General features: G+C 69.1%; 20 protein-coding genes. 7 read left to right on the forward strand and 13 right to left on the reverse strand.

The window, feature by feature from the left end:
* Nucleotides 1–6: 6 nt before the first annotated feature.
* Nucleotides 7–1,608: a methyltransferase gene (locus ACQHII_RS33005; protein WP_427922691.1), complete on the forward strand. Its 1,602-nt coding sequence runs from the start codon at nucleotides 7–9 to the stop codon at nucleotides 1,606–1,608.
* A gap of 55 nt (nucleotides 1,609–1,663) precedes the next feature.
* On the opposite strand, the gene ACQHII_RS33010 is transcribed toward ACQHII_RS33005, so the two are convergent.
* The 8 genes from ACQHII_RS33010 to ACQHII_RS33045 all read right to left on the reverse strand — a co-directional run bounded on the left by ACQHII_RS33010 (nucleotide 1,664) and on the right by ACQHII_RS33045 (nucleotide 12,216).
* Complete coding sequence (locus tag ACQHII_RS33010) at nucleotides 1,664–3,319, reverse strand: pyridoxal phosphate-dependent aminotransferase (protein WP_427922692.1); 1,656 nt, start codon at nucleotides 3,317–3,319, stop codon at nucleotides 1,664–1,666.
* A 166-nt stretch (nucleotides 3,320–3,485) separates the two neighbouring features.
* Nucleotides 3,486–4,640, reverse strand: a complete 1,155-nt coding sequence (locus tag ACQHII_RS33015; protein ID WP_427922693.1) for an aldose epimerase family protein — start codon at nucleotides 4,638–4,640, stop codon at nucleotides 3,486–3,488.
* A gap of 73 nt (nucleotides 4,641–4,713) precedes the next feature.
* Complete coding sequence (gene mmsB / locus ACQHII_RS33020) at nucleotides 4,714–5,958, reverse strand: multiple monosaccharide ABC transporter permease (RefSeq protein ID WP_427922694.1); 1,245 nt, start codon at nucleotides 5,956–5,958, stop codon at nucleotides 4,714–4,716.
* Nucleotides 5,955–7,505: a multiple monosaccharide ABC transporter ATP-binding protein gene (gene mmsA / locus ACQHII_RS33025; protein WP_427922695.1), complete on the reverse strand. Its 1,551-nt coding sequence runs from the start codon at nucleotides 7,503–7,505 to the stop codon at nucleotides 5,955–5,957. Before mmsA ends, mmsB begins: the two co-directional genes overlap by 4 nt.
* Nucleotides 7,506–7,552: 47 nt before the next feature.
* On the reverse strand, nucleotides 7,553–8,662 hold the full coding sequence (gene chvE, locus ACQHII_RS33030) for a multiple monosaccharide ABC transporter substrate-binding protein (protein ID WP_427922696.1): 1,110 nt from the start codon (nucleotides 8,660–8,662) through the stop codon (nucleotides 7,553–7,555).
* Between the two features lie 297 nt (nucleotides 8,663–8,959).
* Nucleotides 8,960–9,934, reverse strand: a complete 975-nt coding sequence (locus tag ACQHII_RS33035) for a hypothetical protein (RefSeq protein WP_427922697.1) — start codon at nucleotides 9,932–9,934, stop codon at nucleotides 8,960–8,962.
* Between the two features lie 123 nt (nucleotides 9,935–10,057).
* Entirely contained in the window at nucleotides 10,058–11,062 is a 1,005-nt protein-coding gene (locus ACQHII_RS33040) for a zinc-dependent alcohol dehydrogenase (protein ID WP_427922698.1), read from the reverse strand.
* Nucleotides 11,059–12,216, reverse strand: a complete 1,158-nt coding sequence (locus tag ACQHII_RS33045) for a mandelate racemase/muconate lactonizing enzyme family protein (protein WP_427922699.1) — start codon at nucleotides 12,214–12,216, stop codon at nucleotides 11,059–11,061. The genes ACQHII_RS33040 and ACQHII_RS33045 overlap by 4 nt, the downstream gene beginning before the upstream one ends.
* Before the next feature lie 278 nt (nucleotides 12,217–12,494).
* On the opposite strand from ACQHII_RS33045, the gene ACQHII_RS33050 reads away from it, so the two are divergent.
* Nucleotides 12,495–13,256, forward strand: a complete 762-nt coding sequence (locus ACQHII_RS33050) for an SCO2400 family protein (RefSeq protein ID WP_427922700.1) — start codon at nucleotides 12,495–12,497, stop codon at nucleotides 13,254–13,256.
* Between the two features lie 68 nt (nucleotides 13,257–13,324).
* On the opposite strand, the gene ACQHII_RS33055 is transcribed toward ACQHII_RS33050, so the two are convergent.
* Nucleotides 13,325–13,789 carry a MarR family winged helix-turn-helix transcriptional regulator gene (locus ACQHII_RS33055; RefSeq protein WP_427922701.1) on the reverse strand — a complete coding sequence of 155 codons (465 nt, stop codon included), beginning with the start codon at nucleotides 13,787–13,789 and terminating at the stop codon, nucleotides 13,325–13,327.
* Between the two features lie 105 nt (nucleotides 13,790–13,894).
* Here ACQHII_RS33055 and ACQHII_RS33060 point away from each other — a divergent pair, with 105 nt between their 5' ends.
* Nucleotides 13,895–14,893: an NADP-dependent oxidoreductase gene (locus ACQHII_RS33060; protein ID WP_427922702.1), complete on the forward strand. Its 999-nt coding sequence runs from the start codon at nucleotides 13,895–13,897 to the stop codon at nucleotides 14,891–14,893.
* A gap of 222 nt (nucleotides 14,894–15,115) precedes the next feature.
* Here the strand turns inward: ACQHII_RS33060 and ACQHII_RS33065 are convergent, their stop codons facing one another.
* Nucleotides 15,116–16,270 (reverse strand): serine hydrolase domain-containing protein, encoded by a 1,155-nt coding sequence (locus ACQHII_RS33065; RefSeq protein ID WP_427922703.1) that lies wholly within the window; start codon nucleotides 16,268–16,270, stop codon nucleotides 15,116–15,118.
* A 315-nt stretch (nucleotides 16,271–16,585) separates the two neighbouring features.
* On the opposite strand from ACQHII_RS33065, the gene ACQHII_RS33070 reads away from it, so the two are divergent.
* Together ACQHII_RS33070 and ACQHII_RS33075 are read left to right on the forward strand one after the other, a co-directional pair.
* Entirely contained in the window at nucleotides 16,586–17,404 is an 819-nt protein-coding gene (locus tag ACQHII_RS33070) for a hypothetical protein (RefSeq protein WP_427922704.1), read from the forward strand.
* A 59-nt stretch (nucleotides 17,405–17,463) separates the two neighbouring features.
* Nucleotides 17,464–18,267 carry an EI24 domain-containing protein gene (locus tag ACQHII_RS33075; RefSeq protein ID WP_427922705.1) on the forward strand — a complete coding sequence of 268 codons (804 nt, stop codon included), beginning with the start codon at nucleotides 17,464–17,466 and terminating at the stop codon, nucleotides 18,265–18,267.
* Here the strand turns inward: ACQHII_RS33075 and ACQHII_RS33080 are convergent.
* The gene (locus ACQHII_RS33080) at nucleotides 18,253–19,512 is read right to left on the reverse strand and encodes a pyroglutamyl peptidase (RefSeq protein WP_427922706.1); all 1,260 of its coding nucleotides are present in this window, start codon (nucleotides 19,510–19,512) and stop codon (nucleotides 18,253–18,255) included. The genes ACQHII_RS33075 and ACQHII_RS33080 overlap by 15 nt on opposite strands.
* A 70-nt stretch (nucleotides 19,513–19,582) precedes the next feature.
* Nucleotides 19,583–20,536: a LysR family transcriptional regulator gene (locus tag ACQHII_RS33085; RefSeq protein ID WP_427922707.1), complete on the reverse strand. Its 954-nt coding sequence runs from the start codon at nucleotides 20,534–20,536 to the stop codon at nucleotides 19,583–19,585.
* 49 nt (nucleotides 20,537–20,585) lie between these two features.
* On the opposite strand from ACQHII_RS33085, the gene ACQHII_RS33090 reads away from it, so the two are divergent.
* Both ACQHII_RS33090 and ACQHII_RS33095 read left to right on the forward strand, forming a co-directional pair.
* Nucleotides 20,586–20,975, forward strand: a complete 390-nt coding sequence (locus tag ACQHII_RS33090; RefSeq protein ID WP_427922708.1) for a RidA family protein — start codon at nucleotides 20,586–20,588, stop codon at nucleotides 20,973–20,975.
* Between the two features lie 25 nt (nucleotides 20,976–21,000).
* On the forward strand, nucleotides 21,001–21,351 hold the full coding sequence (locus tag ACQHII_RS33095) for a YrdB family protein (RefSeq protein WP_427922709.1): 351 nt from the start codon (nucleotides 21,001–21,003) through the stop codon (nucleotides 21,349–21,351).
* Nucleotides 21,352–21,366: 15 nt separating this feature from the next.
* On the opposite strand, the gene ACQHII_RS33100 is transcribed toward ACQHII_RS33095, so the two are convergent.
* Nucleotides 21,367–21,942: a TetR/AcrR family transcriptional regulator gene (locus tag ACQHII_RS33100; protein WP_427922710.1), complete on the reverse strand. Its 576-nt coding sequence runs from the start codon at nucleotides 21,940–21,942 to the stop codon at nucleotides 21,367–21,369.
* Nucleotides 21,943–21,947: the final 5 nt, after the last annotated feature.

Below are 21,947 nucleotides of genomic sequence, written 5' to 3' on the forward strand. Positions count from 1 at the left end.
CCCCACATGAACCTCCCCGTCGTACAGGCGCGCCTTGCCGAGGCCGACGTACACCGCATCCGGCGCGCGGCGGCCTACGTCGAGGCCCACGACACGGACACCGTCCTGGCCGAACTCCTCCCCGACCTCACCCCGGCCGAACGGGCCGACGTGGCCCGCCACTTGGTCTTCGACCACACCGCGGTGCTCGTCTTCCCCGACTCCCTCGACGGCCTCTGCGAAGAACTCCGCCGCCAGGGCTTCGAACCCGGCTCCGTCACCCCGAGCGTCGTGGTCCGCGAACGCCTCGCCCGCCGCTACGGCCCCACCCTCGCCGAAACCCCGGTCGCCATCGTGCACGTCACGGTGGGCACCCGCAGCGTGGAGATCTTCGCGCTCCCCGTCCCTCCCGACTCCCCCCTGGAGGCCGTGGCGGCGGACGAACGCGCCGCCGAGCACGAGTCCCATCACGCCTTCGCGGTCACGGCCCCCGGCCCGGTGGTCCCCGCGGGCCTACGGCTCCTCCTCCAGGAGCGGGGCGGCGCGGTCCCCGACGGCGGCGGCTACAACGGCCACGAGAACGTCACCGTCCTCTACCACCGCACCCGGACCCACCGCCGCTTCGAACTCCGCCTCCCCGGCCGCCACACCCCCCTCCCCGACCCCACGACCTCACTCCTCGGCGTGATGACAGGAGCCTGGGCCACCCAAGCGGTCGCCACGATGGCCGAGTTGGGCATCGCGGACCACCTGACCGACCACCCGGGCACGGACGCCGACACCCTGGCCCACCTCACGGCCACCCACCCGGAGGCCCTGCGCCGCCTGCTCCGCTACCTGACGTCGCTGGGCCTGCTCACCTCGTCCGACGGCACGTACCACCTCACCGCCACGGGCCAACCCCTGCGCACGGGAACGGAGTTCAGCCTCCACCCCCTGGCCCGCCTCTACGCGGGCCCGTTCTACGACTCCTTCTCGGGCCTGACCCACTCCGTACGCACCGGCGAGGAATCCTTCGCCCACCGCTACGGCCGGCACCACTTCCCGTACTTCGCCCAACACCCGGAACTCGGCGACCTGTTCCACCGCGCGATGGCGGCCAGCTCCGAGATGTTCGCCCCGGTACCAACGCTCATCGACTTCTCGACCGCACGACGCGTGGTCGACGTAGGCGGCGGAAACGGCGCCCTGCTGTCCCGACTCCTGCGCACCCACGTCCACTTGGAGGGCGTCCTGCTGGAGCGCCCCGAGGCCCTGGAAGCGGCTCGCCCCCAACTCCCCGAACGCTGCACCTTCGTGGCGGGCGACTTCACCGAGTCCGTACCGGCCGACGGCGACATCTACCTCCTGTCCCGAGTCCTCCACGACTGGGACGACGACCGCTGCCTGACCATCCTCGACAACTGCGCCAGGGCAATGCGCCCAGGAGCACAACTGCTGGTCGTGGAACGACTGTTGCCGACTCCGACGGCGGTGGCATGGGACATCCACATGCTGTGCAACGTAGGGGGACGGGAGAGGGACGAGGACCACTACCGCTTGCTACTGGAGAAGACGGGCTTCGAGGTGCAGGCTTGTCATGCGTTGCCGCTAGGGGCCTCGCTACTAAACGCCGTTCGCTGTAGTTAGGGGCGCGGGGAACTGCGCGCCCAGCCACAACGCACCCGCACCCGGCAACGACCCCTCAGCCCGCCTGCCCCATCCCCGCAGCATTGGGCCAACTCTGCGCGTTGGGCCACCCGGTGGCGGGCGCAGGCGCGAGATTCTGCATCCCGTTGGGACTGGTGGCCCCGCGAACCTGTGCAGCCGTAAGCCCGTTACGAGCAGGAACTCCAGTAGGCGTAGGCCCTTGAGGAGCCGCCGCAGGCGTCCCGTACGGCTGCTGCTGGGGCTGCTGCATGACCGGCATCTGCTGCGACACCTGGGCCAACTGCTCCGGCATCTGCGCGACGGGCTGCATCGGCATCTGCGGAGCCTGCGCCGCGGCCACCATCGGCTGGTACTGCGGCTGGGGTTGGGGCTGCGGCACGGGCTGGGGCACAGGCTGCGGCTGAGGCACCGCGGCGGCCGGTGCCTGCATGGGCACGGGCTGCGGCTGCATCTGCGTGATCGCGGCGGGCATCTGCATGCCGGCGCCGTTGGTCGCGCCGACGAGGCGGTCCACGGCCGCCGTACCCGAGCTGTAGCTGGTCCCTGTGCTCAGCTCGGGTACGGCGGCTCCCCTCCTGGTCCCGTAGAGCACCTGTTCCAGGCCGGACACCAGGCGACGCACGTCCACCTGGGGGCGCACCACGAGCCGCAGGAAGCGGCTGGACGAACCGATCTTGTTGCCGCACTCGCGGACCAGGATGCGGTGCTCGGTGAGCATCCGGTCCCGGACCACGGTCCCCTCGGCGCCGACGGGAAGGCGTACGAAGAGGAAGTTGCCCTGCGACGGATAGACCGTCAGGCCGGGCAGCGCGGAGAGATGGCTCGCCATGTCGAGCCGGTCGCGGCGCACCTGCTGGAGGCTCTGCGCGTACTCCGCGCCGTGCTCCTTGAGGATGAACACCACGTGTTCGGCGAAGGCGTTGAGGTTCCACTTGGGCAGCATCGAGCGGATGCGCCCGGCGAGGGCGGGGTTGGCGACGAGGTAGCCGAACCGTATGCCGTGCAGACCGAAGTTCTTGCCGAGGCTGCGCAGGACGACCACGTTGGGGCGGATCATCGCCTCTTGTACGACGCTGGGTTCGACCTCGGCGTCGGCGAACTCCAGGAACGACTCGTCGATGACGATGAGGTCGAGGTCGGCCATCGCGTCCATGAACTGGACGAGCGCCTGCTTGTGCTGGAAGCCGCCGTCGGGGTTGTTCGGGTTGCAGATGACGGCGACCTTGGTGTTGCGCTTGCGGATGAACTCGGCGTACTGCGCGAGGTCCAGGGCGAAGCCGTTGGACTCCTGGAGCGGGAACATGTCGACCCGCTTGCCGGTCTCCATGGGCTGGTCGGTCCAGCGGCCGAAGGTGGGGACGGGGATGGCGAGGGACTCGCGGACGAGCAAGTGGTCGATCCAGGTGATCAGTTCGGTGGAACCGTTGCCCATCGCGACGCAGCTCGGCGGGAGTTGGAGCAGATTGCAGAGCTCGGCCGTGATGGTGTCGGCGCTGCTCGGGTAGTACGTGATGATCTCGCGCAGCCGGGCCGCCATCTGGTCGAACATGGCGGGCGTGGGGAAGTACGGGTTGCACGGGATGCAGAAGTCCACGGGGCCGGTGCCGTCGCTCTCACGCGCCAGCGCTGCCATCGACGGGCTGTGCGCCGCCGTACTGCGGAACAGCGAGGTGACGTTGGAGTCGGCCAATGGAACCTCCGTATGAAGGCGGGCCCGGCGGGGACGACCGGGCCCGTCGTCTTGGGTGGCCCGCGCGGGGGAGCACGGGCCGCCCTTGAATACGGAGACGAGTGTGGCGCTGTTCAACGGATGTGAAATTAGTGTGAGTTCGGGAACCCCTGGCCCGAACCTTGCGTCAGGCGCTGAACGTGTGGATCGTCGACGTCCGGTACGTCTGACCCGGCCTCAGCACGGTCGACGGGAAGTTCGCGTGGTTCGGCGAGTCCGGGAAGTGCTGGGTCTCCAGGCACAGTGCGTCGCCCTGGCGGTAGGTGTGGCCGCCGGTGCCGGTCAGGGTGCCGTCGAGGAAGTTGCCGGTGTAGAACTGAAGCCCCGGCTGGTCGGTGGCGATCTTCAGGGTGCGGCCGGAGTGCGGGTCGTGCAGGGTCGCGGCGTGCTCGGGCTTCGCGGTGATGCCCTTGTCGAGTGCCCAGTTGTGGTCAAAGCCCTTGGCCTGCACCTGCTGGACGTGGCCGGCCCGGATGTCGCGCCCGATCGGCTTGGTCTTGCGGAAGTCGAACGGGGTGCCGGAGACCTTGGCCAGTTCGCCCGTGGGGATCAGCCCCGAGTCGGTGGGCGTGTAGCGGGTGGCGGGGATCGTGAGCTCGTGGTTCTCGATCGTGCCGCTGCCCTCGCCGGCGAGGTTCCAGTAGACGTGGCTGGTGAGGTTGACGACCGTGGCCTTGTCGGTGGTGGCCTCGTAGTCGATGCGCCAGTCGCCGTGCCTGTTGAGCGTGTACGTCACCTTCACCTTGAGGGTGCCCGGGTAGCCCATCTCGCCGTCGACGCTGGTGTAGTACAGGTGCAGGCCGACGTCGGAGCCGGCGGTGAAGCCCTCGACGTCCCAGATGTGCTTGTCGAAGCCCTGGGTGCCGCCGTGCAGGCTGTTGACCCCGTCGTTGACGGAGAGCTGGTAGCTCTTGCCGTCGAGGGTGAACTGGCCCTTGGCGATGCGGTTGCCGTAGCGGCCGATCAGCGCGCCGAAGTACGGGGTCTTCGCCACGTAGTCGGCGATGTTGTCGAAGCCGAGCGAGACGTTGGCGTACTTGCCGTGCCGGTCCGGGAGTTCCAGGGACTGGACGACCCCGCCCCACGACAGCACCTTGAGCCGGGTGCCGCCGTTCTCCAGCGACCAGCGGTAGACCTTGCTGCCGTCGGCGAGGGTGCCGAAGAGTTCCTTCACGGGCTTTCTGCCTCCCGAGGCCGCCTGCGCCGTACCTGTACCGAGGGTGCTCGCGGCGATACCGGCGGCTGCCGCGCCTGCAATGACCGTGCGTCTGTTCAGTTCCATCGAGCGGCTCCTGCACATGGAAGGGGCCCCGCCGTGCTGTGCGAATGACAGACGTGCGGGGCCCGGGCTGAAGTTACGAACCGGACTTGCGTTTGTTCCACACGTCGAAGCCGACCGCGGCCAGCAGGGCGAGGCCCTTGATGACCTTCTGCCAGTCGGTGCCGACGCTGAGGAGGTTCATGCCGTTGTTCAGCACGCCGAGGACGAGACCGCCGATGATGGCGCCGAAGACGGTGCCGACACCGCCGCTCATGGACGCACCACCGATGAACGAGGAGGCGATGGCCTCCAGTTCGTAGCCGTCGCCCGCCTTCGGCGAGGCCGCGTTGAGGCGGGCGGTGATCACCAGACCCGCCAGGGCCGCGAGCACGCCCATGTTCAGGAACACCTGGAAGGTGACGCGCTTGTCCTTGACGCCGGACAGCTTCGCGGCCGGCAGATTGCCGCCGATCGCGTAGATGTGGCGGCCGAAGACGGAGTTGCGCATCACATAGCCGTAACCGGCCACCAGGACCGCGAGCACGATCAGGATGATCGGCGCGCCGTTGTAGCTGGCGAGCAGCAGCGTCAGCCAGGCGATCGCGGCGACGATGACGACGAGCTTGAGGAGGAACAGCTTCGTCGGCGCCACGTCGAGCGAGAACTCCTGCTGGCGGCGCCGGTCGCGGAACTCCTGCCACACCACCGCGGCGATCATCACGAGGCCCAGCAGCAGCGTGATGTTGTGGTAGTTGGTGTTCGGGCCGACCGCGGGCAGGAAGCCGTTGCCGAACTTCTGGAGCCCGTTGGGGAAGGGGCCCAGCGTCTGGCCCTGGAGGAGGATCTCGGTGAGGCCGCGGAAGAGCAGCATCCCGGCGAGTGTGACGATGAACGACGGTATGCCCGCGTAGGCGATCAACAGCCCCTGTATCGAGCCCGCCACCGCGCCCATCAGCAGGCACAGCACCAGCGCGATCGGCCACGACACCTGGTGATTGACCATCAGGACCGCGGCGAAGGCGCCCACGAACGCCGTGAGCGAGCCGACCGACAGGTCGATGTGCCCGGCGATGATGACCAGCATCATGCCGATCGCGAGGATCAGGATGTAGCTGTTCTGAAGCACCAGGTTGGAGACGTTGCGCGGCAGCAGCAGGTCCCCGCCGGTCCAGATCTCGAAGAGGACCATGATCAGGCCGAGGGCGATCAGCATGCCGTACTGCCGCATGTTGCGCCGCAGTCCGTCCAGGACCAGCCACAACAGGCCGCCGCCCGCGCCCGATCCGTCCTTGCCCGGCGGTGCCGCGGCCGGGATCTTGTCGGTGACGTCCGTGCTCATCGCGTTACCTCTTTGTCCTTCGTCATCTGGCGCATCAGCACTTCCTGCGTGGCCTCGGCCCGGGGCACCTCACCGGTCAGCCGGCCCGCCGCCATCGTGTAGATGCGGTCGCACATGCCGAGCAGCTCCGGCAGTTCGGAGGAGATGAAGACCACCGCCTTGCCCTCGGCGGCGAGTTGGTCGATGACCGTGTAGATCTCGTACTTGGCGCCCACGTCGATGCCGCGCGTGGGCTCGTCCAGGATCAGCACCTCGGGACCTGCGAAGATCCACTTGCTGAGGACGACCTTCTGCTGGTTGCCGCCGGACAGCTTGCCCACCGGCTCGAAGACCGTCGGCGCCTTGATGTTCATGGACGTGCGGAACCGCTCGGCGACCTGCCGCTCCTCGTGCTCGTCCACCACACCGCGCTTGGCGACCTTGCTCAGGGCGGTCAGCGAGATGTTCCGGTTGATGGTGTCGATGAGGTTCAGGCCGTAGTGCTTACGGTCCTCCGTGACGTAGGCGATGCCGTGCTCGACGGCCTCAGCGACCGACTTGGTGCGGATCTCCTGGCCGTCCTTGAGGACCGTGCCGCCGGCGTACCGGCCGTAGGAGCGCCCGAAGACGCTCATGGCGAGTTCGGTGCGGCCGGCGCCCATGAGTCCGGCGATGCCGACGATCTCGCCCCTGCGCACATTTATCGACACATCGTCAACTACCTTGCGCTGCTGGTCGATCGGGTGGAACACCGTCCAGTCCCGGATCTCCAGCGCGGGTGCCGCCTCGGGTTCGCCCGCGTACGGGGTGCGCTCGGGGAAGCGGTGGTCGAGGTCGCGGCCGACCATGCCGGAGATGATCCGCTCCTCGGTCGTCTCCGGCGCCTTCACGTCGAGGGTCTCGATCGAGCGGCCGTCGCGCAGGATCGTCACCGAGTCGGCGACCCTGCGGATCTCGTTGAGCTTGTGGGAGATGATGATCGAGGTGATGCCCTGGTTCTTCAACTCCAGGATGAGGTCGAGGAGTTTGCCGCTGTCCTCGTCGTTCAAAGCCGCCGTCGGCTCGTCGAGGATGAGCAGCTTCACCTTCTTCGACAGCGCCTTCGCGATCTCCACCAGCTGCTGCTTGCCCACGCCGATGTCGGCGACGCGGGTCTCCGGGTGGTCGCTCAGCCCCACCCGGCGCAGCAGTTCGGTGCCGTGCCGCAGGGTCTCGCTCCAGTTGATGAGCCCGCGCGTGGCGTGCTCGTTGCCGAGGAAGATGTTCTCCGCGATCGACAGGAACGGCACCAGCGCCAGTTCCTGGTGGATGATGACGATGCCTCGGTGCTCGCTTGCCCGGATGTCGCGGAAGCGGCACTCCTCCCCTTCGAAGAGGATGTCGCCCTCGTAACTGCCGTGCGGATGGACGCCGGAGAGCACCTTCATCAAGGTGGACTTCCCGGCGCCGTTCTCACCGCAGATGGCATGGACCTCGCCCTGACGGACCGTCAGTGAGACGTCCGACAGCGCTTTGACACCGGGAAAGGTCTTGACGATCGAGCGCATTTCCAGGACGGGTCCCGCCATGGTCGTGCCTTCCAATCAGGTGTGGGGTGGGGTAACGGGCCGCGGGACTACTTGAGTTGCGCGTCCGTGTAGTACCCGCCCTTGACCAGCACGTCCTCGTAGTTGGACTTGTCCACGCTCACCGGCTGGAGCAGGTAGGCCGGGACGACCTTGGTGCCGTTGTCGTAGGTCTTGGTGTCGTTGGTCTGCGGCGTCTTGCCGTTGAGCACGTCGTCGATCATGGTGTCGGCGACCTTGGCGAGCTCACGGGTGTCCTTGTAGACGGTCTGCGTCTGCTCGCCCGCGATGATCGACTTCACCGACGCCAGCTCGGCGTCCTGGCCGGTGATCACCGGCAGCGGCTTGCTCGCGGAACCGTAGCCGTCCGACTTCAGCGCGGACAGGATGCCGATGGAGATGCCGTCGTAGGGCGAGAGCACCGCGTCGACCCGGCCGGTCTTGTAGGAGCCGGTGAGGATGTCCTCCATGCGGTTCTGCGCGGTGGTGCCGTCCCAGCGCAGCGTGGTCACCTTGTTGAGCGCGGTCTGCCCGGACTTGACGACCAGTTCCTTCTTGTCGATGTACGGCTGGAGCACGCTCATCGCGCCGTTGAAGAAGTACTTGGTGTTGTTGTCGTCGTTCGAGCCGGCGAACAGCTCGATGTTGAACGGGCCCTTCTTGCCGCTGTCCAGACCCAGCTTCTGGATCAGGTAGTTGCCCTGGAGCACGCCGACCTTCGTGTTGTCGAAGGAGGCGTAGTAGTCGACGTTCTTCGTGCCGAGGATCAGGCGGTCGTAGGCGATGACCGGGATCTTCGCGTCGGCCGCCTCCTGGAGCACGTTGTTCAGGGACTTGTTGTCGATCGCCGCGATGATCAGGCCCTTGACGCCCTGGGTGATCATGTTCTCGATCTGGGACACCTGGGTGTCCGGGTCGTCCTCGCCGTAGACCAACTTGGTCTTGTAGCCCTTGGACTTGAGGTCCTTGACCATGTTGTCGCCGTCGGAGATCCAGCGTGCGGAGGACTTCGTCGGCATCGCGATGCCGATCGTGCCGCCCTTGGCGCTGCCCGCCTTCTCCTTGCTGCCGCCCGAGCCACTCTGGCCGCAGGCGGACAGGGTCAGCGCGAGGGTGGCGGCGCCGGCTATGAGGGGAAGGGCGCTTCTGCGGATGCGCATGTGAACTGGCCTCATTCTTCTCGTCGTTGAGAGGTGCAGCGAGTGCGTGGGGGGTGGTTCGGAATGCGGGGAGTGTTTTGTTTCGGGGTGGTGCGGTTGTGTTGTGTGGTGCGGGCCCGGTGGGGGCTGGTCGCGCCCCGCGGCGGAGCCGCAATTCGATACAGCCCCGCGCCCCTACCTACTGGGCCCGGTGTTTACAGGTGCGGGTGATGCCGGGTGCCGTGGAAACTGGGCCGCGTTGACAAGGGGCGCGGGGAACTGCGCGACCAGCCCCCACGCACCCGCGGCCCCCGATGCTCAGGCCGTGGCAGCCTCGACGGGGAAACGGTTCAAAGACCCCGGCAACCTGGAACCCAGCGGAGCCATGTCACCGTCCGCGCCGTGCCGCGCCAGCAGGTCGAGGGCGAGACGGCCCCGGCGGACCCGCTCGCGGGCCGTGTCGAGGGTGACGTCCCGCAGATGGGTGCCCCACGGATAGATACCGGGGGCCTTGGAGAGGCCGAACTTCAGGTACAGAGGGGCCCCGCGGCGGATCAGCTCCGCGACCTCGTACATCCGGATGTAGCCACCGAGGTCGTCCGGCGCCTCGATGTACATGTCCATCGGAGCCGCCGACACCCGCCGGATCTCGGTGAGGTGATCGAGCGTCAGATCGCTGGGCACGTTGAGCGAGTCGGCGCCCAGCTGCTCGTAGACCGCGTACGCGGCCGGGTTGACCGGACCGATCAGCGCCGACACCTTGAGCGTGGTGTCGGCCGGGATGATCCCGGCGATCCGCGCCCGGTGCAGCGTCCACAGCACGCCCTCGTCGGCGACGAGCAGGCACTTGACGCCCAACTCCGTTGCGCGGACGGCGTCTTCGATGCAGCCGGCGACCGCGTCGTGACCCCGGGCGCGCAGACCGCCGCCGCGCGAGTCGGAGCGGACCGAGCCGCCGATGTCCCAGGTCCCGCGCGGACCGGTGAACAGGCAGAGCTCGATGTCGCGTTCGGCCGTCGCCTCGACCATCTCGGTGATCTCGGAGTCGGTCAGCATCCACACGCCGCTGCCCTGGCTGATCCGGTGGATCGGCACGTCGAGGCGCGAGGACTCCTTGAGGATGACCGCCAGCGCCTCGGGACCCTCGCAGGAGGGGATCTCGGTGCGCCAGCGACCGCCGCCGGGGAACGTGTGCGGCGAGGCGTCGGCGGGGTCGAGGGCGGGCGCGCCCAGGCCGAGCGCGGAGAGCGCCTGCTCCCCGGGCCTGCGGGCTGCCGTGGCGGTGTCGGTCACTGGCTGTCCTTCGTGTTCGGTATTTCGGACGCGGTTCGCGGCTCGGGGTAAGAAAAAAACGGTGGTGGTACGTCGGCACGGGGTGGTCAGGACACCCCGTGCCGACGTACGGCTGGGGGTTTCCTACGGCCGCAGCAGCACCTTGCCGACCTTCGGATCGCCGGACCCCACCAGCTCGATGGCCTGCGGGAACTCGGCGAGCGGCAGCTCATGGGTCACCAGGGGAAGCGGATCGAGCAGCCCCGCCCCGAACACCCGCACCGTGTGCGCCCAGGCGTCCGGCGGTGCCCCGAAGACGGTGTGCACCTCCAGCTGCCGTACGACGAGATCGGTCGGGTCGAGACCCTCCGCACCCGGCGCCGGGATACCGGTCAGGACCAGGCGTCCGCCGCGCCGGAGCAGGGAGGCCGCCGTACGGGCCGCGTCCGCCGAGCCGGCGGTCTCGATCACCACGTCGAAGTCGTCCGGGAGCGGTTCGTTCTTGGTACGGAAGTCCGTCGCGCCGAACTGCCGCGACAGGGCCGCGCGGTCGGGGCGGGAGCCCACCACGAGCAGTTCCGCGGGGGAGTTCGCCTTGAGGAACTGGATCGCGAACATGCCGAGGGTTCCGGTGCCGACGACCGCTGTTCTCTCACCCGGCCGTGCGTTCGCCTTCAGTGCCGCCGCCGCGATGCAGGCCGCCGGCTCCAGCAGCGCCGCCGCCGTCAGGTCGGCCTCGTCCGGGAGGACATGGAGCAGCCGGGCGGGGAGCGTGAGCGTGGTGGCCATCGCGCCGGGCTGGGTGAAGCCCGTCTCCTCGTAGCCCGCCGAGCACAGCGTCGTCTCGCCCGCGTGACAGCGGTCGCACACCTGGCAGTTGCGGAAGCCCTCGCCGACCACCTTGCGGCCGACCAGACTTGACGGCACCCCGGCGCCGACCGCCTCCACCGTGCCGGACCACTCGTGGCCCGGCGTCAGCGGGTAACGGACGTAGCCCTCGGGCCTGTTGCCCTGGTACACCTCGCGGTCGCTGCCACAGATGCCGACCGCGTGCACGCGCACGAGCGCCTCGCCCGCGTCCGGCTGCCGGGGCTCGTGCGAGACCAGGCTGTGCTCGCCAGGTCCCGCGATCACGACCGCCGTGCTCACTTCGAGCCCTTCGGCTTGCGCTGCTCCCAGCCGTCCGCCCACAGGTCGAACCGGGCCTGCTGCTGCGGGAATTCGGCCGCCGCGTCGACGTCCAGCTCGACGCCGAGACCGGGCGCGTCGGAGCGGTGGAAGTAGCCGTCGATCACCTGCGGGGCACCCTTGACGACCTTCTTGATCTCCGCATCCGCGAAGTCGTTGAAGTGCTCCAGGATCTTGAAGTTCGGCGTGGAGAAGCCGACTTGGAGCGAGGCCGCGGTCAGCACCGGTCCGCCGACGTTGTGCGGGGCGACCAGGATGTAGTGCGCCTCGGCGGTCGCCGCGAGCTTGCGGGTCTCCCAGATGCCGCCGATGTGACCGACGTCGGGCTGGATGATGTCGACGGCCTGGCTCTCGAACAGCTCGCGGAACTCGACGCGGTCGTGGATGCGTTCACCCGTGGCGACCGGGATGTCCACCTTGGCGGCGACCTTCTCCAGCGCCTTCAGGTTCTCCGGCGGGCAGGGTTCTTCCAGCCAGGCCGGCTTGAAGGGCGCGAGCTCGTGCGCGAGCCGTACCGCGGTGGACGGCGAGAACCGGCCGTGCATCTCCAGCATCAGCTCGGCGTCCGGGCCGATCGCGTCCCGTACGGCCTCGATGAGCGAGACGGCGTACAGGGTCTGCTCGTGGTCGAGCTCGAAGTGCCCGGTCCCGAACGGGTCGATCTTCAGCGCCTTGTAGCCGCGCTCCATGACCCCCTGGGCGGCCTTGTGATAGGCCTCCGGGGTCCGCTCGGTGGTGTACCAGCCGTTGGCGTACGCCTTGACCTTGTCGGTGACCTTGCCGCCGAGCAGCTGCCACACCGGCACACCCAGGGCCTTGCCCTTGATGTCCCAGCAGGCCATCTCGATGACGGCGATGCCGGACATGACGATTTCGCCCGCACGGCCGTAGTCGCCGTACTTCATCCGGCGTACGAGGTCTTCCACGGCGAACGGATCGGATCCGAGAATGTGGTTTGCCTCGGCCTCGCGCAGGTAACCGATCAGCGCGTCGGTGTGGCCCAGCATCCGGGTCTCGCCGACGCCGGTGACGCCCTCGTCGGTGTGCACTTGGACGTACGTCAGATTGCGCCATGGCGTCCCGACCACGTGCGTGCTGATTCCCGTGATGCGCACGGCAGATGCCCCCTGTGCTCTTCGGTGCTGTTCGAAATTTCGGCTCACGTTCGAAATGCTGGGCAGACAGTAAGGACGGCGGGGCTGGGGTGTCAATGGGTCGAACAAGTAACGGTTTCGGCAAGGGGGTCGATCGTCGGGTCGGTCCCGGCCGGGTCCCGATGGGGTCCCGATGGGGTCCTTGTCGGGTTCCGGTCGGTTCGGCGCGCGGTTCCTTGCACAATTTTCACAGCCGTGACTATGAACGTTACCTGTGAGGAACTTAGTCTTCCCGCGTCATGGACTACTGCCACCCCTGCGGCCGGCACCTGAACGGCGCCCTCGCGTGCCCGGGGTGCGGCGCGTCCGCCGAAGTGCCCGTTGTGTCAACTCCTGCCTACGAGGCGGGAGCTGACGTGCGTTCGCAAACGGACGGTGGAGGCGACCGGACTGCCGACACCGGTGAGTCGGACGAGGAGCACGGCGCCGAACACGAGGGGCGTGCCGCACGGCGGAGGAACCGCGGGCGGGGTGACAGCGATGGTGACGGTGACGCCGAGGGCCCGGAGGCGGTGGGCGCGAGTCGTCGCGATCGCAAGGCCGCCGCACATCGCCGGCGGCGGCGCCGGATGCTGCTCGTCACGGCCGGGTTCGTGCTCGCGGCCGGTGGGCTGAGTCTGGCCGAGCTGGGCACCGACGCGCCGTTCTCGACCGCGAAGCCCGCGGCGCCGGGCGACGCGTCCGCGGAGGGCGCGGCGTCCTCGGAGGCGAGCGGTACGGCCGAGCCGCTGGGCGACACGAAGACCGCGGGCGCGGGTGCCGGCTCGGCGTCTCCGGACGCGTCGGCGTCCCGGTCGGCTTCGCCTTCGGAGTCGGAGACGGGGGCGAAGAGTCCCTCCGCGTCGCTGAAGCCGACGACCGCCGCCGGTGACACGTCCCCCACGTCGACGTCCGTGACGGACCCGACGACCACTCCGACCTCGGAGCCGTCGTCCTCGGATCCGAGTCCTACGCCGTCGCCTTCGGAGACGTGCAAACAGATCCTTTGGTGGTGCTCCTGAGCCGTTCGGCTTGGGGGGTCGGGGTCCGGTTCGCGGTGCGGTTCGGGGTCCGGTTCGCGGGCGAACGGTCAGATTTCCAGCATCCGTCGTAGCAGGCCTCGGAGCGCGAGTCTTTCGTCGTCCGACAGTCCGGCGAGCGGTTCTCGGGCGAAGCGCAGTGATTCGCGCAGGCTACGGGCCACCCGGCGCCCCTCGTCCGTCGCCGCCGCCAGCTTCACCCGCCGGTCGGCGGGATCGGGGCGGCGCTCCACCAGGCCTCGCGTCTCCAGCCGGTCCACGATCCCGGTGACGTTCGACGGCTCGCACTTCAGCTTCTGCGCCAGCTTGCGCATCGGCAGCGGTTCCAGGGACAGCAGGCTCAGTAGCCGCGCCTGCGCGCCGGTCAGCGAGTGGTCGCCCGCCGCCTCCTCGTAGTCCTCGTAGAACCGCGCCACGACATCGCCGATCAGCTCGACGACCTCCAGGGTCACGGGGTCGGCGCGGCGCGTCCTGTCGGAGCGCGTCTCGGAGCGCGTCTTTTCGGGTGTGGACATGCGCTCCAGCGTACCCCGTTACTTGACATCATGAAATATTCAGAGGCATGGTTGTTTCAGGTACTGAAGTATTTGAACGCCATGCATTGAGGAAAGGCACTTGTGATGATCAACCGCGAATGGCACCTGCTCAGCCGCCCGGTCGGCTGGCCGAAGCCCGAGGACTTCGCCCTGGTGGAGACCGAGACCCGCACCCCGGGTGAGGGCCAGGTGCTGGTGCGGAACAAGTACCTCTCCGTCGACCCGTACATGCGCGGCCGGATGAGCGCCGCGAAGTCGTACGTCGCCCCGTTCGAGCTCGGCAAGGTCATGCAGGGCGGTGCGGTCGGCGAGGTCGTCGAGTCCAACGCCGAGGGCGTCGCCGTCGGCGACCACCTGCTGCACTTCGGCGGCTGGCGCGAGTACGCGACCATCGACACCAAGGGCACCGTCAAGGTCGACCCCGACCTCGCCCCGCTCTCCACCTACCTCGGCGTCCTCGGCATGACCGGCCTCACCGCCTACGCCGGGCTGCTGCGCACCGCCTCCTTCAAGGAGGGCGACTCGGTCTTCGTCTCCGGTGCGGCTGGCGCCGTGGGCAGCCAGGTCGGGCAGATCGCCAAACTCAAGGGTGCGTCGAGGGTTGTTGGATCCGCTGGGTCCGACGAGAAGGTCAAGCTGCTTGTGGAGGAGTACGGGTTCGACGCCGCCTTCAACTACAAGAACGGGCCGGTGAGTCAGCAGCTGCGTGAGGCTGCTCCGGGTGGTGTCGACGTCTACTTCGACAACGTCGGGGGTGAGCATCTCGAGGCTGCGATCGGTTCGTTGAACGAGCGTGGGCGCATTGCCATTTGCGGGATGATTTCTGTGTACAACAGCACCGAGCCGGCTCCCGGACCGAAGAACCTCGGACGGCTCATCCAGACCCGGGGGCGCATCGAGGGGTTCCTCGTCGGCGACCACTACGACCTTCAGCCGGAGTTCGTCCGGGAGGTCGGGGCCTGGGTGGCTTCCGGTGAGCTGAAGTACCGGGAGACCGTCGTCGAGGGGATCGAGAACAACCTTGAGGCGTTCCTGGGGCAGCTGCGGGGGGACAACACGGGGAAGATGATCGTCAAGCTGTGAGTGGGCGGCGTTGGGTGGGCGCCGTTCGCACCTCTTTTGGTTCGGTCGCCTTCGGGGCGCCTTGAGCCGGTGTCGAGAGGCCCACCGTGCTCAGCCCTTCGGGCCTCCGCGCGCTGGGCCTCTCGACACCGGCGCGCCCCTGCGGCTCCCTCTCGGCCGGTGTCGTGGGGACAGAACAAGTGGGTGGGCCCTCGCCGTTGGGTGAGGGTTTGCGCCGTTGGTTCAGCCGGCCAGTGTTGATTGGTGGGCGGCTTGTACGAAGCGTTGGTTTTCTGGGGCCGGGCCGCCGGGGAGGCGGAAGCGGCGGCGGGTGTAGCCGTAGGTCAGGCCGGTGCGGGGGTCGGCGAAGGCCTGGGAGCCGCCGGCGCCGCTGTGGCCGATCGTGCCGGCGCTCAGGAACGGGTACCAGGTGCTCGCCGTCGCCTGGAAACCGAGGCCGTACGCCCGGTGCATGCCGGTGATCATGTCGTGGCCGACCGAGTGGAGCTGGCCGAACTCCGCGACCGTGTCCGGCTTCAGGAGCGGGGCCCGGTCCTCGACCACGCTGATCGTCGCCGCGTAGAGGCCGGCCAGGCCGCGTGCCGATGCCACTCCGCCGACCGATGCTGGGCCCTTGGCGCGGATGGGTGTCTGGTTGGGGAGCGATACGAGGTCGGTGGGCTGGGCCGCGTGTTCGTTGAAGGCGATGCCGGTGAGGCTGCGGCGGTCATCCGGTTCCGCAGCGACCAGGGCCGGTTCGTCGGGGGAGGGGAGCGGTGGTTGGGTGGTGCGGAAGCGGGGCTCTTGGGTGGTGGGGAGGCCCAGGTGGAAGTCCAGGGCGTAGGGGGCGCGGACTCGTTCCTCGTACACGTCCTGGAGTGAACGGCCTGTCGCTCGTCTCACGATCTCGCCGGTCAGGGCGCCGATCACCAGGGCGTGATAGCCGAAGGCCGTGCCGGGGCGCCAGAACGGGCGCTGGTCGGCGAGGCGTTCGGCGACCGCCCGGTCGTCGGCCAGTTCGTCGAGGGTGAAGCCGGTGTCCGTGCCGATCAGGCCCGCCCGGTGCGCGAGCAACTCGCGTAGAGTCAGCGCGCCTTTGCCCTCGGATGCGAACTCCGGCCAGTAGTAGGTGACTTTGCGGTCCAGTTCGAGGGTGCCGTCCTGGACCAGCAGGGCCACCACGAGGTGGGCCGCGCCCTTGGTGGACGAGAACACGCCGTAGAGGGAGTTGCCGGAGGTGGTGGGTGGTCCGGCCCAGAGGTCTACGACCTGTCGGCCGTGGACGTATGCGCACAACTGGCCTTCGTAGTCCGCGCGTTCCGTCGACACGAACGCGGCGAACTCCTCCCGGACTGTCTCGAAGCCGTCGGCTACGGTGCCGTGGATCTCCTGGGTCATCCGCTCTCCTCAACTGATCCGCTGCTCGCGTGTGCCATGGTGAACAACGCCTGTCCGACCTGCGGGAGTTCCCCCTCGGACCTCCTCCTGGTCCCGGAGATCGGTACGGCGAGGGGCACCTGTTCGACTCAATGGGCCAGGGAAGACGCGGGGAAGGTGTTGGTGTCACCGATGCCCGGATGTCGCATTCAGGGGGGTGGGGAGTGGGCATGCTGAGCACAGGTACCGGGCGGTCGGCGGCGGGCGGCGGGTGCGTGGAGAGGGGTTCCCATGGCGACTATTCCTTCGCTTCCCAGCAGGGACGAGATGTTGCGCATGGCGCGCAGCACCACCGACATCACCGGGCAACTCCTGGACACCGCCGGGAACATCACCAGAATCGCCATCAACACCCTTGATCCACGGGACGGTTCGGGTGCCGAGGCGCTGCGGGTGCTGCGGGAGACCACCGCGGAACTGGCCGAGGCGAGTGCGTCGCCGCAGGCCCAGGAGGCGTTCTATCGGATCGTCGATACCTTGACGCGGCTCGGTACGACCGGTGCGCCGCTGGCCGTGCATCCGGTGAGTCAGCCGGCGCAGGTGTTGTTGGGTGTGCTCGGGGACAGCCTGTTGCCCGTTCTGGACGCGGTGGAGCCGGCGGTCGAGGAGTTCGCCGCCGCGCTCGGCGATCTGGTCGAGGCTGCCTCCCCGTTGCTGCCCGCGGCGGCGGGCGTGGCGGCCGGCGTACTGCTCGCCCTCACCCCGCTGCTCCGCGCGGCGGCCGACGCCCTGGCCGACTCCTCCCCCGAACTCCGGCGCATCGCCGAGGCGTTGACGGCCGCGCTGGCTCCGCTGCTGCCCCCGCAAGTGGCTCTTGTGCAACGGGCCGCGACCGCGGGCGCGAAGGTCCTCCGTGCCGCCCTCCCGCCCCTCGCCGACCTCACGGAGGCCGCGGCGGCGACCACGAAGACGGCCGTGCCGGTGGTGGTCGCGGGCGAGGAGCTGTTCGTCTCCGCCCTGGAGAGGGTTCAGCCGGTCCTGCTGGCCGCTGCCTTTCGTGCGGGGCGGGTGGCCCGGGCGACTGCGGTCCGGGTGACCGCCGCGGTGTCACCTGCGGCGGACCGGGGGGTCGTGGTGGCGGTGTCGACGGCCTAGGGGACAGGCCCGCGCCCCGTCCGACCCGGCCGGCGCCGACCCTGCGTAAAGTTCTCCCCATGCATGATCTTGGGGCGGGATTCGGCTATCTCCTGAAGGGCCAGCGCTGGGTGGCCCGGCACGGGCGGCAGTACGGGTTCGGGCTGGTTCCCGGGCTGATCACGCTGGTTCTGTACGTCGCGGTGCTGGTCGCGCTCGCGGTGTGGGGTGACGACTTCGTCGGCTGGGCCACGCCCTTCGCGGACGACTGGTCGAGCCCGTGGCAGGGGCTGTTCCGCGGCTTCCTCACCGTCGTTCTGTTCGTACTGGCCCTGCTGCTCTCGGTGTTGACCTTCACGGCGGTCACCCTGCTGATAGGGCAGCCCTTCTACGAGACCCTCTCCGAGAGGGTCGACCGGGACGTCTCACCCGACGGCACGGCCCCCGAGTCCGGTCTCCCGCTCTGGCGGGAGGTGTGGATCTCGGCCCGGGACAGCCTGCGTGTTCTCGTGCGTGCGCTGGTGTGGGGCGTTCTGCTCTTCGCGCTGGGGTTCCTGCCGTTCGTCGGGCAGACCGTCGTTCCGGTGATCGGGTTCTTCGTCACCGGGTTCTTCCTCACCGAGGAACTGACGGCCGTCGCCCTCCAGCGGCGAGGCGTCGACCTCCGCGCCCGCCTCGCCCTCCTCCGTGCCCGCAAGCCCCTGATCTGGGGCTTCGGCACCCCCCTCGGCCTCGCCTTCCTGGTCCCGTTCGTCGCCGTCTTCCTGATGCCGGGTGCGGTGGCGGGGGCGACGATGATGGCCCGGGACCTGCTGGGTGAGGAGACCGAGGGGAGCGACGAGGGGGAGGACACGGAGAGCGGGCCTGCGTCAGTCGACGGCTGACGCGTTCATCGCCGCCGTCACCATCGCCCTGACCTGCGCGATGATGTCCAACCGGTTCTGTATGAAGTCAGGGTCGGTGATCGTCCCGGTTGTCGGGTTCGTGTTGCCGGTTCCGAACTGCAGTACCGGTGTGTGGATGTGTCCGCCGGGCAGCGAGTCGTGCAGGCCCAGCCGGTCCCGCAGCAGGGTCGCGCGGTAGGCGATCTCGTTGGAGAGGTAGTTGCCGCCGCCACCGGCGCGGGCCGTGGAGCCGTCGGTCGGGCCGTTCGGCTGTACGACGGGAGTCGTCCCGCCCGCCGGGATCTCGGTGACCTCGGTGTGGTCGTAGACGGGGAAACGCCCGGTGTTCGCGGCCACGATCGCCTTGTACGGCAGGGTCGTCGACGTCCACTGGGGCTGCGAGGCCGGGTCGGTGACCGGGATGGTCTCCGTGCGCGAGACGGTGTCGTTGTCCGGATAGCCGCCCCGCCAGGCCCCGTTGGTCCGCTCGACGTCGAACCGGCCCACCCGGCCCTGGCTCACGGTGGTGAACAGGTCCACCTTCGGGAGGTACGGCCGCAGCGTCCGCTCCACCGTTCCCTCCGCGAAGTCCGCCCAGCGCACGGGGAACATGGCCGTCTCGATGCGGGCCGGACCGTCCGCCGTCTGGATCACCGTGCCGTCGAGCGCGAGCGCGGTGGCCCCGGACGGGTTGGAGATCCTGATGTCCGCGTCCAGCGTGAACGGGTCGAAGCCGGTGACCAGGATCCGCTTGAGCCCCTTGTCGCGGGCCGGGTAGCGGATACTGCTCTGCCCGCGTGACGTCTGCTCCAACTGGCCCAGCAGTGCGGTCCGTTGGGCGGTGCTGATGCCGAACTCCGGTTCCCAGGTCCGGACTTCCCTGGTCATGCCCAACCGCGCCCAGTACAGCGGGCGGTCGTCGTCCCGGCTGAGGTCCCCGCCGGCCGGTCCTCGTCCCTGTGCGCGGTCGACCGCGCGCTGCCACAGGGCGGTTCCTTCGCGTACGACGATGCGGCGGGCCTGCGCGTAGCTGTGCGCCCCTTCGAGGGCTTGGGTGAACTCCGGTGCCACGGTGTCGAATCCGGAGTGTTCGAGGATCTCCTGGGGGACCGCCCTGTCGAGCCGTTGTTCCTCGACGGTCGGGGGGATTGTGGTGTCGGCCGCCGCCGTGCCGGTACCGGGGGCGGAGAAACCGGCCAGCAGGGCCAGTCCGAGGACGCCTGTCCGAACTCGTATGACGTTCAAAGTGGTTGAGGCCTTCCGTCGCAGTGGGGTGCGGTGCCGGACGGCCGCAGTATCGCGTGACGGGAGTGGTCTACGCCACGGGTGCGACCGATGATCCGATCCGTCTCGCCTCCTCGGCGAGCACCCCCAGGAACGCCTTCGTCGCCGGGGGCAGTGACCGGCCCCGTACCGTCGCCGCGTACACCGCCCGCGCCGGTGCCACCTCGTCCAGCACCGGCAGCAGTGCGATGTCCGGGCGCACGGAGTCGGCGGCGAGCGCCGGGACCAGGGCCACGCCGAGGCCCGCGGCGACGTAGCCCTCCTTGGCGGTCCACTCGCCGACGATGTGCGCGATGCGCGGGCTGAAGCCCTCGCGCAGGGCCGCTTCGAGGAGGGTGCCCTCGGGGTGTGCGCTGCCGGATATCCAGTCGCAGTCGGCGAGTTGGGCCAGCCGGACCGGCCCCTGCCCGGAGAGGGGGTGAGCGGTCGGCACGGCTACGTACAGCGACTCGTCGAGGAGGTGGTGGAGTTCGTAGGCTTCGAGCGGTGCTCGTCCGGTGGTCGAGACGATCGCCAGGTCCAGGTGTCCGGACGTCAGTCGCTCCAGGAGGCGTGGGGTGAGGCCCTCCTCGCGGGACAGGCGTATGCCTGGATGGCGGTCGCGGAAGGCGGCGAGGGTGCGGGGGACCAGTGCCGAGTCGGCCGTGGGGAACGCGCCGAACTGCACGTGCCCGCCCACGAGTTCGCGCAGTGCCGCCAGCTCGCGCCTGGCCCCGTGCAGCGATTCCGTGACGGCCTCCGCATGCGGGACGAGGACCCGGCCGGCCTCCGTGAGCCGCACGCCCCTCGGTAGCCGATCGAACAACTGGGCGCCGTCCAGGGCTGATTCGAGCGAGGAGATCTGGCGTGAGACGGCGGACTGGCTCCAGCCGAGCGACCGGGCGGCCACCGTGAACGAACCGTGCCGGGCCACCTCCAGGAACACCCGCAGCCACACGGTGGAGAGGTCCGGGCCGTCGTCATGCGGAATGGGCATGCCTGCCATGCTAGACATTCGCTTGTCGCACCGCAGGGCCGGACCTAGCGTCGACGCCATGCGCATCACCCTGGACAGCCCCGCCTCCGCACCCCAGCCCCTGAGCCCCTACTACTCCCAGGTCGCCCGCGTCGAACACGCCGACGGGAGCGCCCTGTTGTACCTCTCCAGCCAGATCGCGGAGGGCACCACGCTTGCCGAACAGAGTCGGGGTGTCTTCGAGACCATCGCCGCCCTGCTCCGGGCGCACGGCGCGACTCTGGCGGACGTCGTCAACATCCGCACCTACCTGACCGACATCACCGCGCTCGCCGAATACGGCGCCGTACGCAGGAAGTTCCTCACCGGGACCCCGCCCACCAGCATGACCTTCGAGGTGTCGCGGCTGTTCCGGCCGGAGGCCCTGGTCGAGGTCGAAGTCGTCGCCGCCGTGCCCGGGACGGAGTGATCCGCTCCGGGTGATACTGCCGCTCATGACGGCAGTGAAGACAGCGAAGGCAGCGAATCTCGGCGTGCTCTTCGCCATTGAGCTCGGTGCCCTGGTCGCCGTCGCCTACTGGGGGTTCACCCGGGATCTCGCCACCCCGCTGACCTGGCTGTTCGGCCTCGGCGCGCCCGTCGTGCTCGCCGTGCTGTGGGGACTGTGCGGTTCGCCCAAGGCCAGGTACAAGACACGCGGCGCCGGTCGGGTCGCCTTCGAGGTGGTGTGGTTCGGGGCGGGGGTCGCCGCGCTGGTCCTTGCCGGTGCCTACGACTGGGCGGTCGTCTTCGCCCTCGTGTGCGTGGCCGGCAAGACGCTCGCCGTCATCTGGCGGCAGACGTAGGGGAGTTGGACGGGGTCACGTCTCGCCCAGCAGGGTCAGGAAGTCGCGGAACGCCCCGGGCATGTCCACCGACTCCGGGTCCAGCAGCCACTGGTACTGGAGGCCGTCCATCACCGCGACCAGCAGGGGGGCCGTGCGCTCGGGGGTCAGGCCGTTCGGCAGGACGTCGCCGTACTCCGCGCGGAGCACCCCCGCCATGCTCGCCCGCACTCTGGCGTACCGCGCCGTGAAGTAGTCGCGCGCCGGGTGCCCCTCCGTGACGCTCTCGCCGAGGAGTGCGGAGAAGGTCTGGATGATCGCCGGCCGCATCGCGTTGTACTCGACCAGGGACGCGAGCAGGTCGATCCGCCACCGACTGTCCGGGACCGCGTCCCACTGGTCCCGTTCCTCCAGGACGGCGACCAGCAGCGCGTCCTTCGTGGGGAAGTAGTGCAGCAGGCCCTGCTGGGTCAGTCCGACCCGCTCCGCCACCGCCGCCAGGCTCGCGCCCCGGTAGCCGCGCTCGGCGATCACCTCCAGCGCCGCCCGCACGATCTCGGCGCGCCGCTCCGCACTCTTGGCCCTGGCGTTCATGGCGTCACCGTACGACATTCGCC

Source organism: Streptomyces sp. cg40, from assembly GCF_050320165.1.
GTDB classification, from domain to species: domain Bacteria; phylum Actinomycetota; class Actinomycetes; order Streptomycetales; family Streptomycetaceae; genus Streptomyces; species Streptomyces hokutonensis.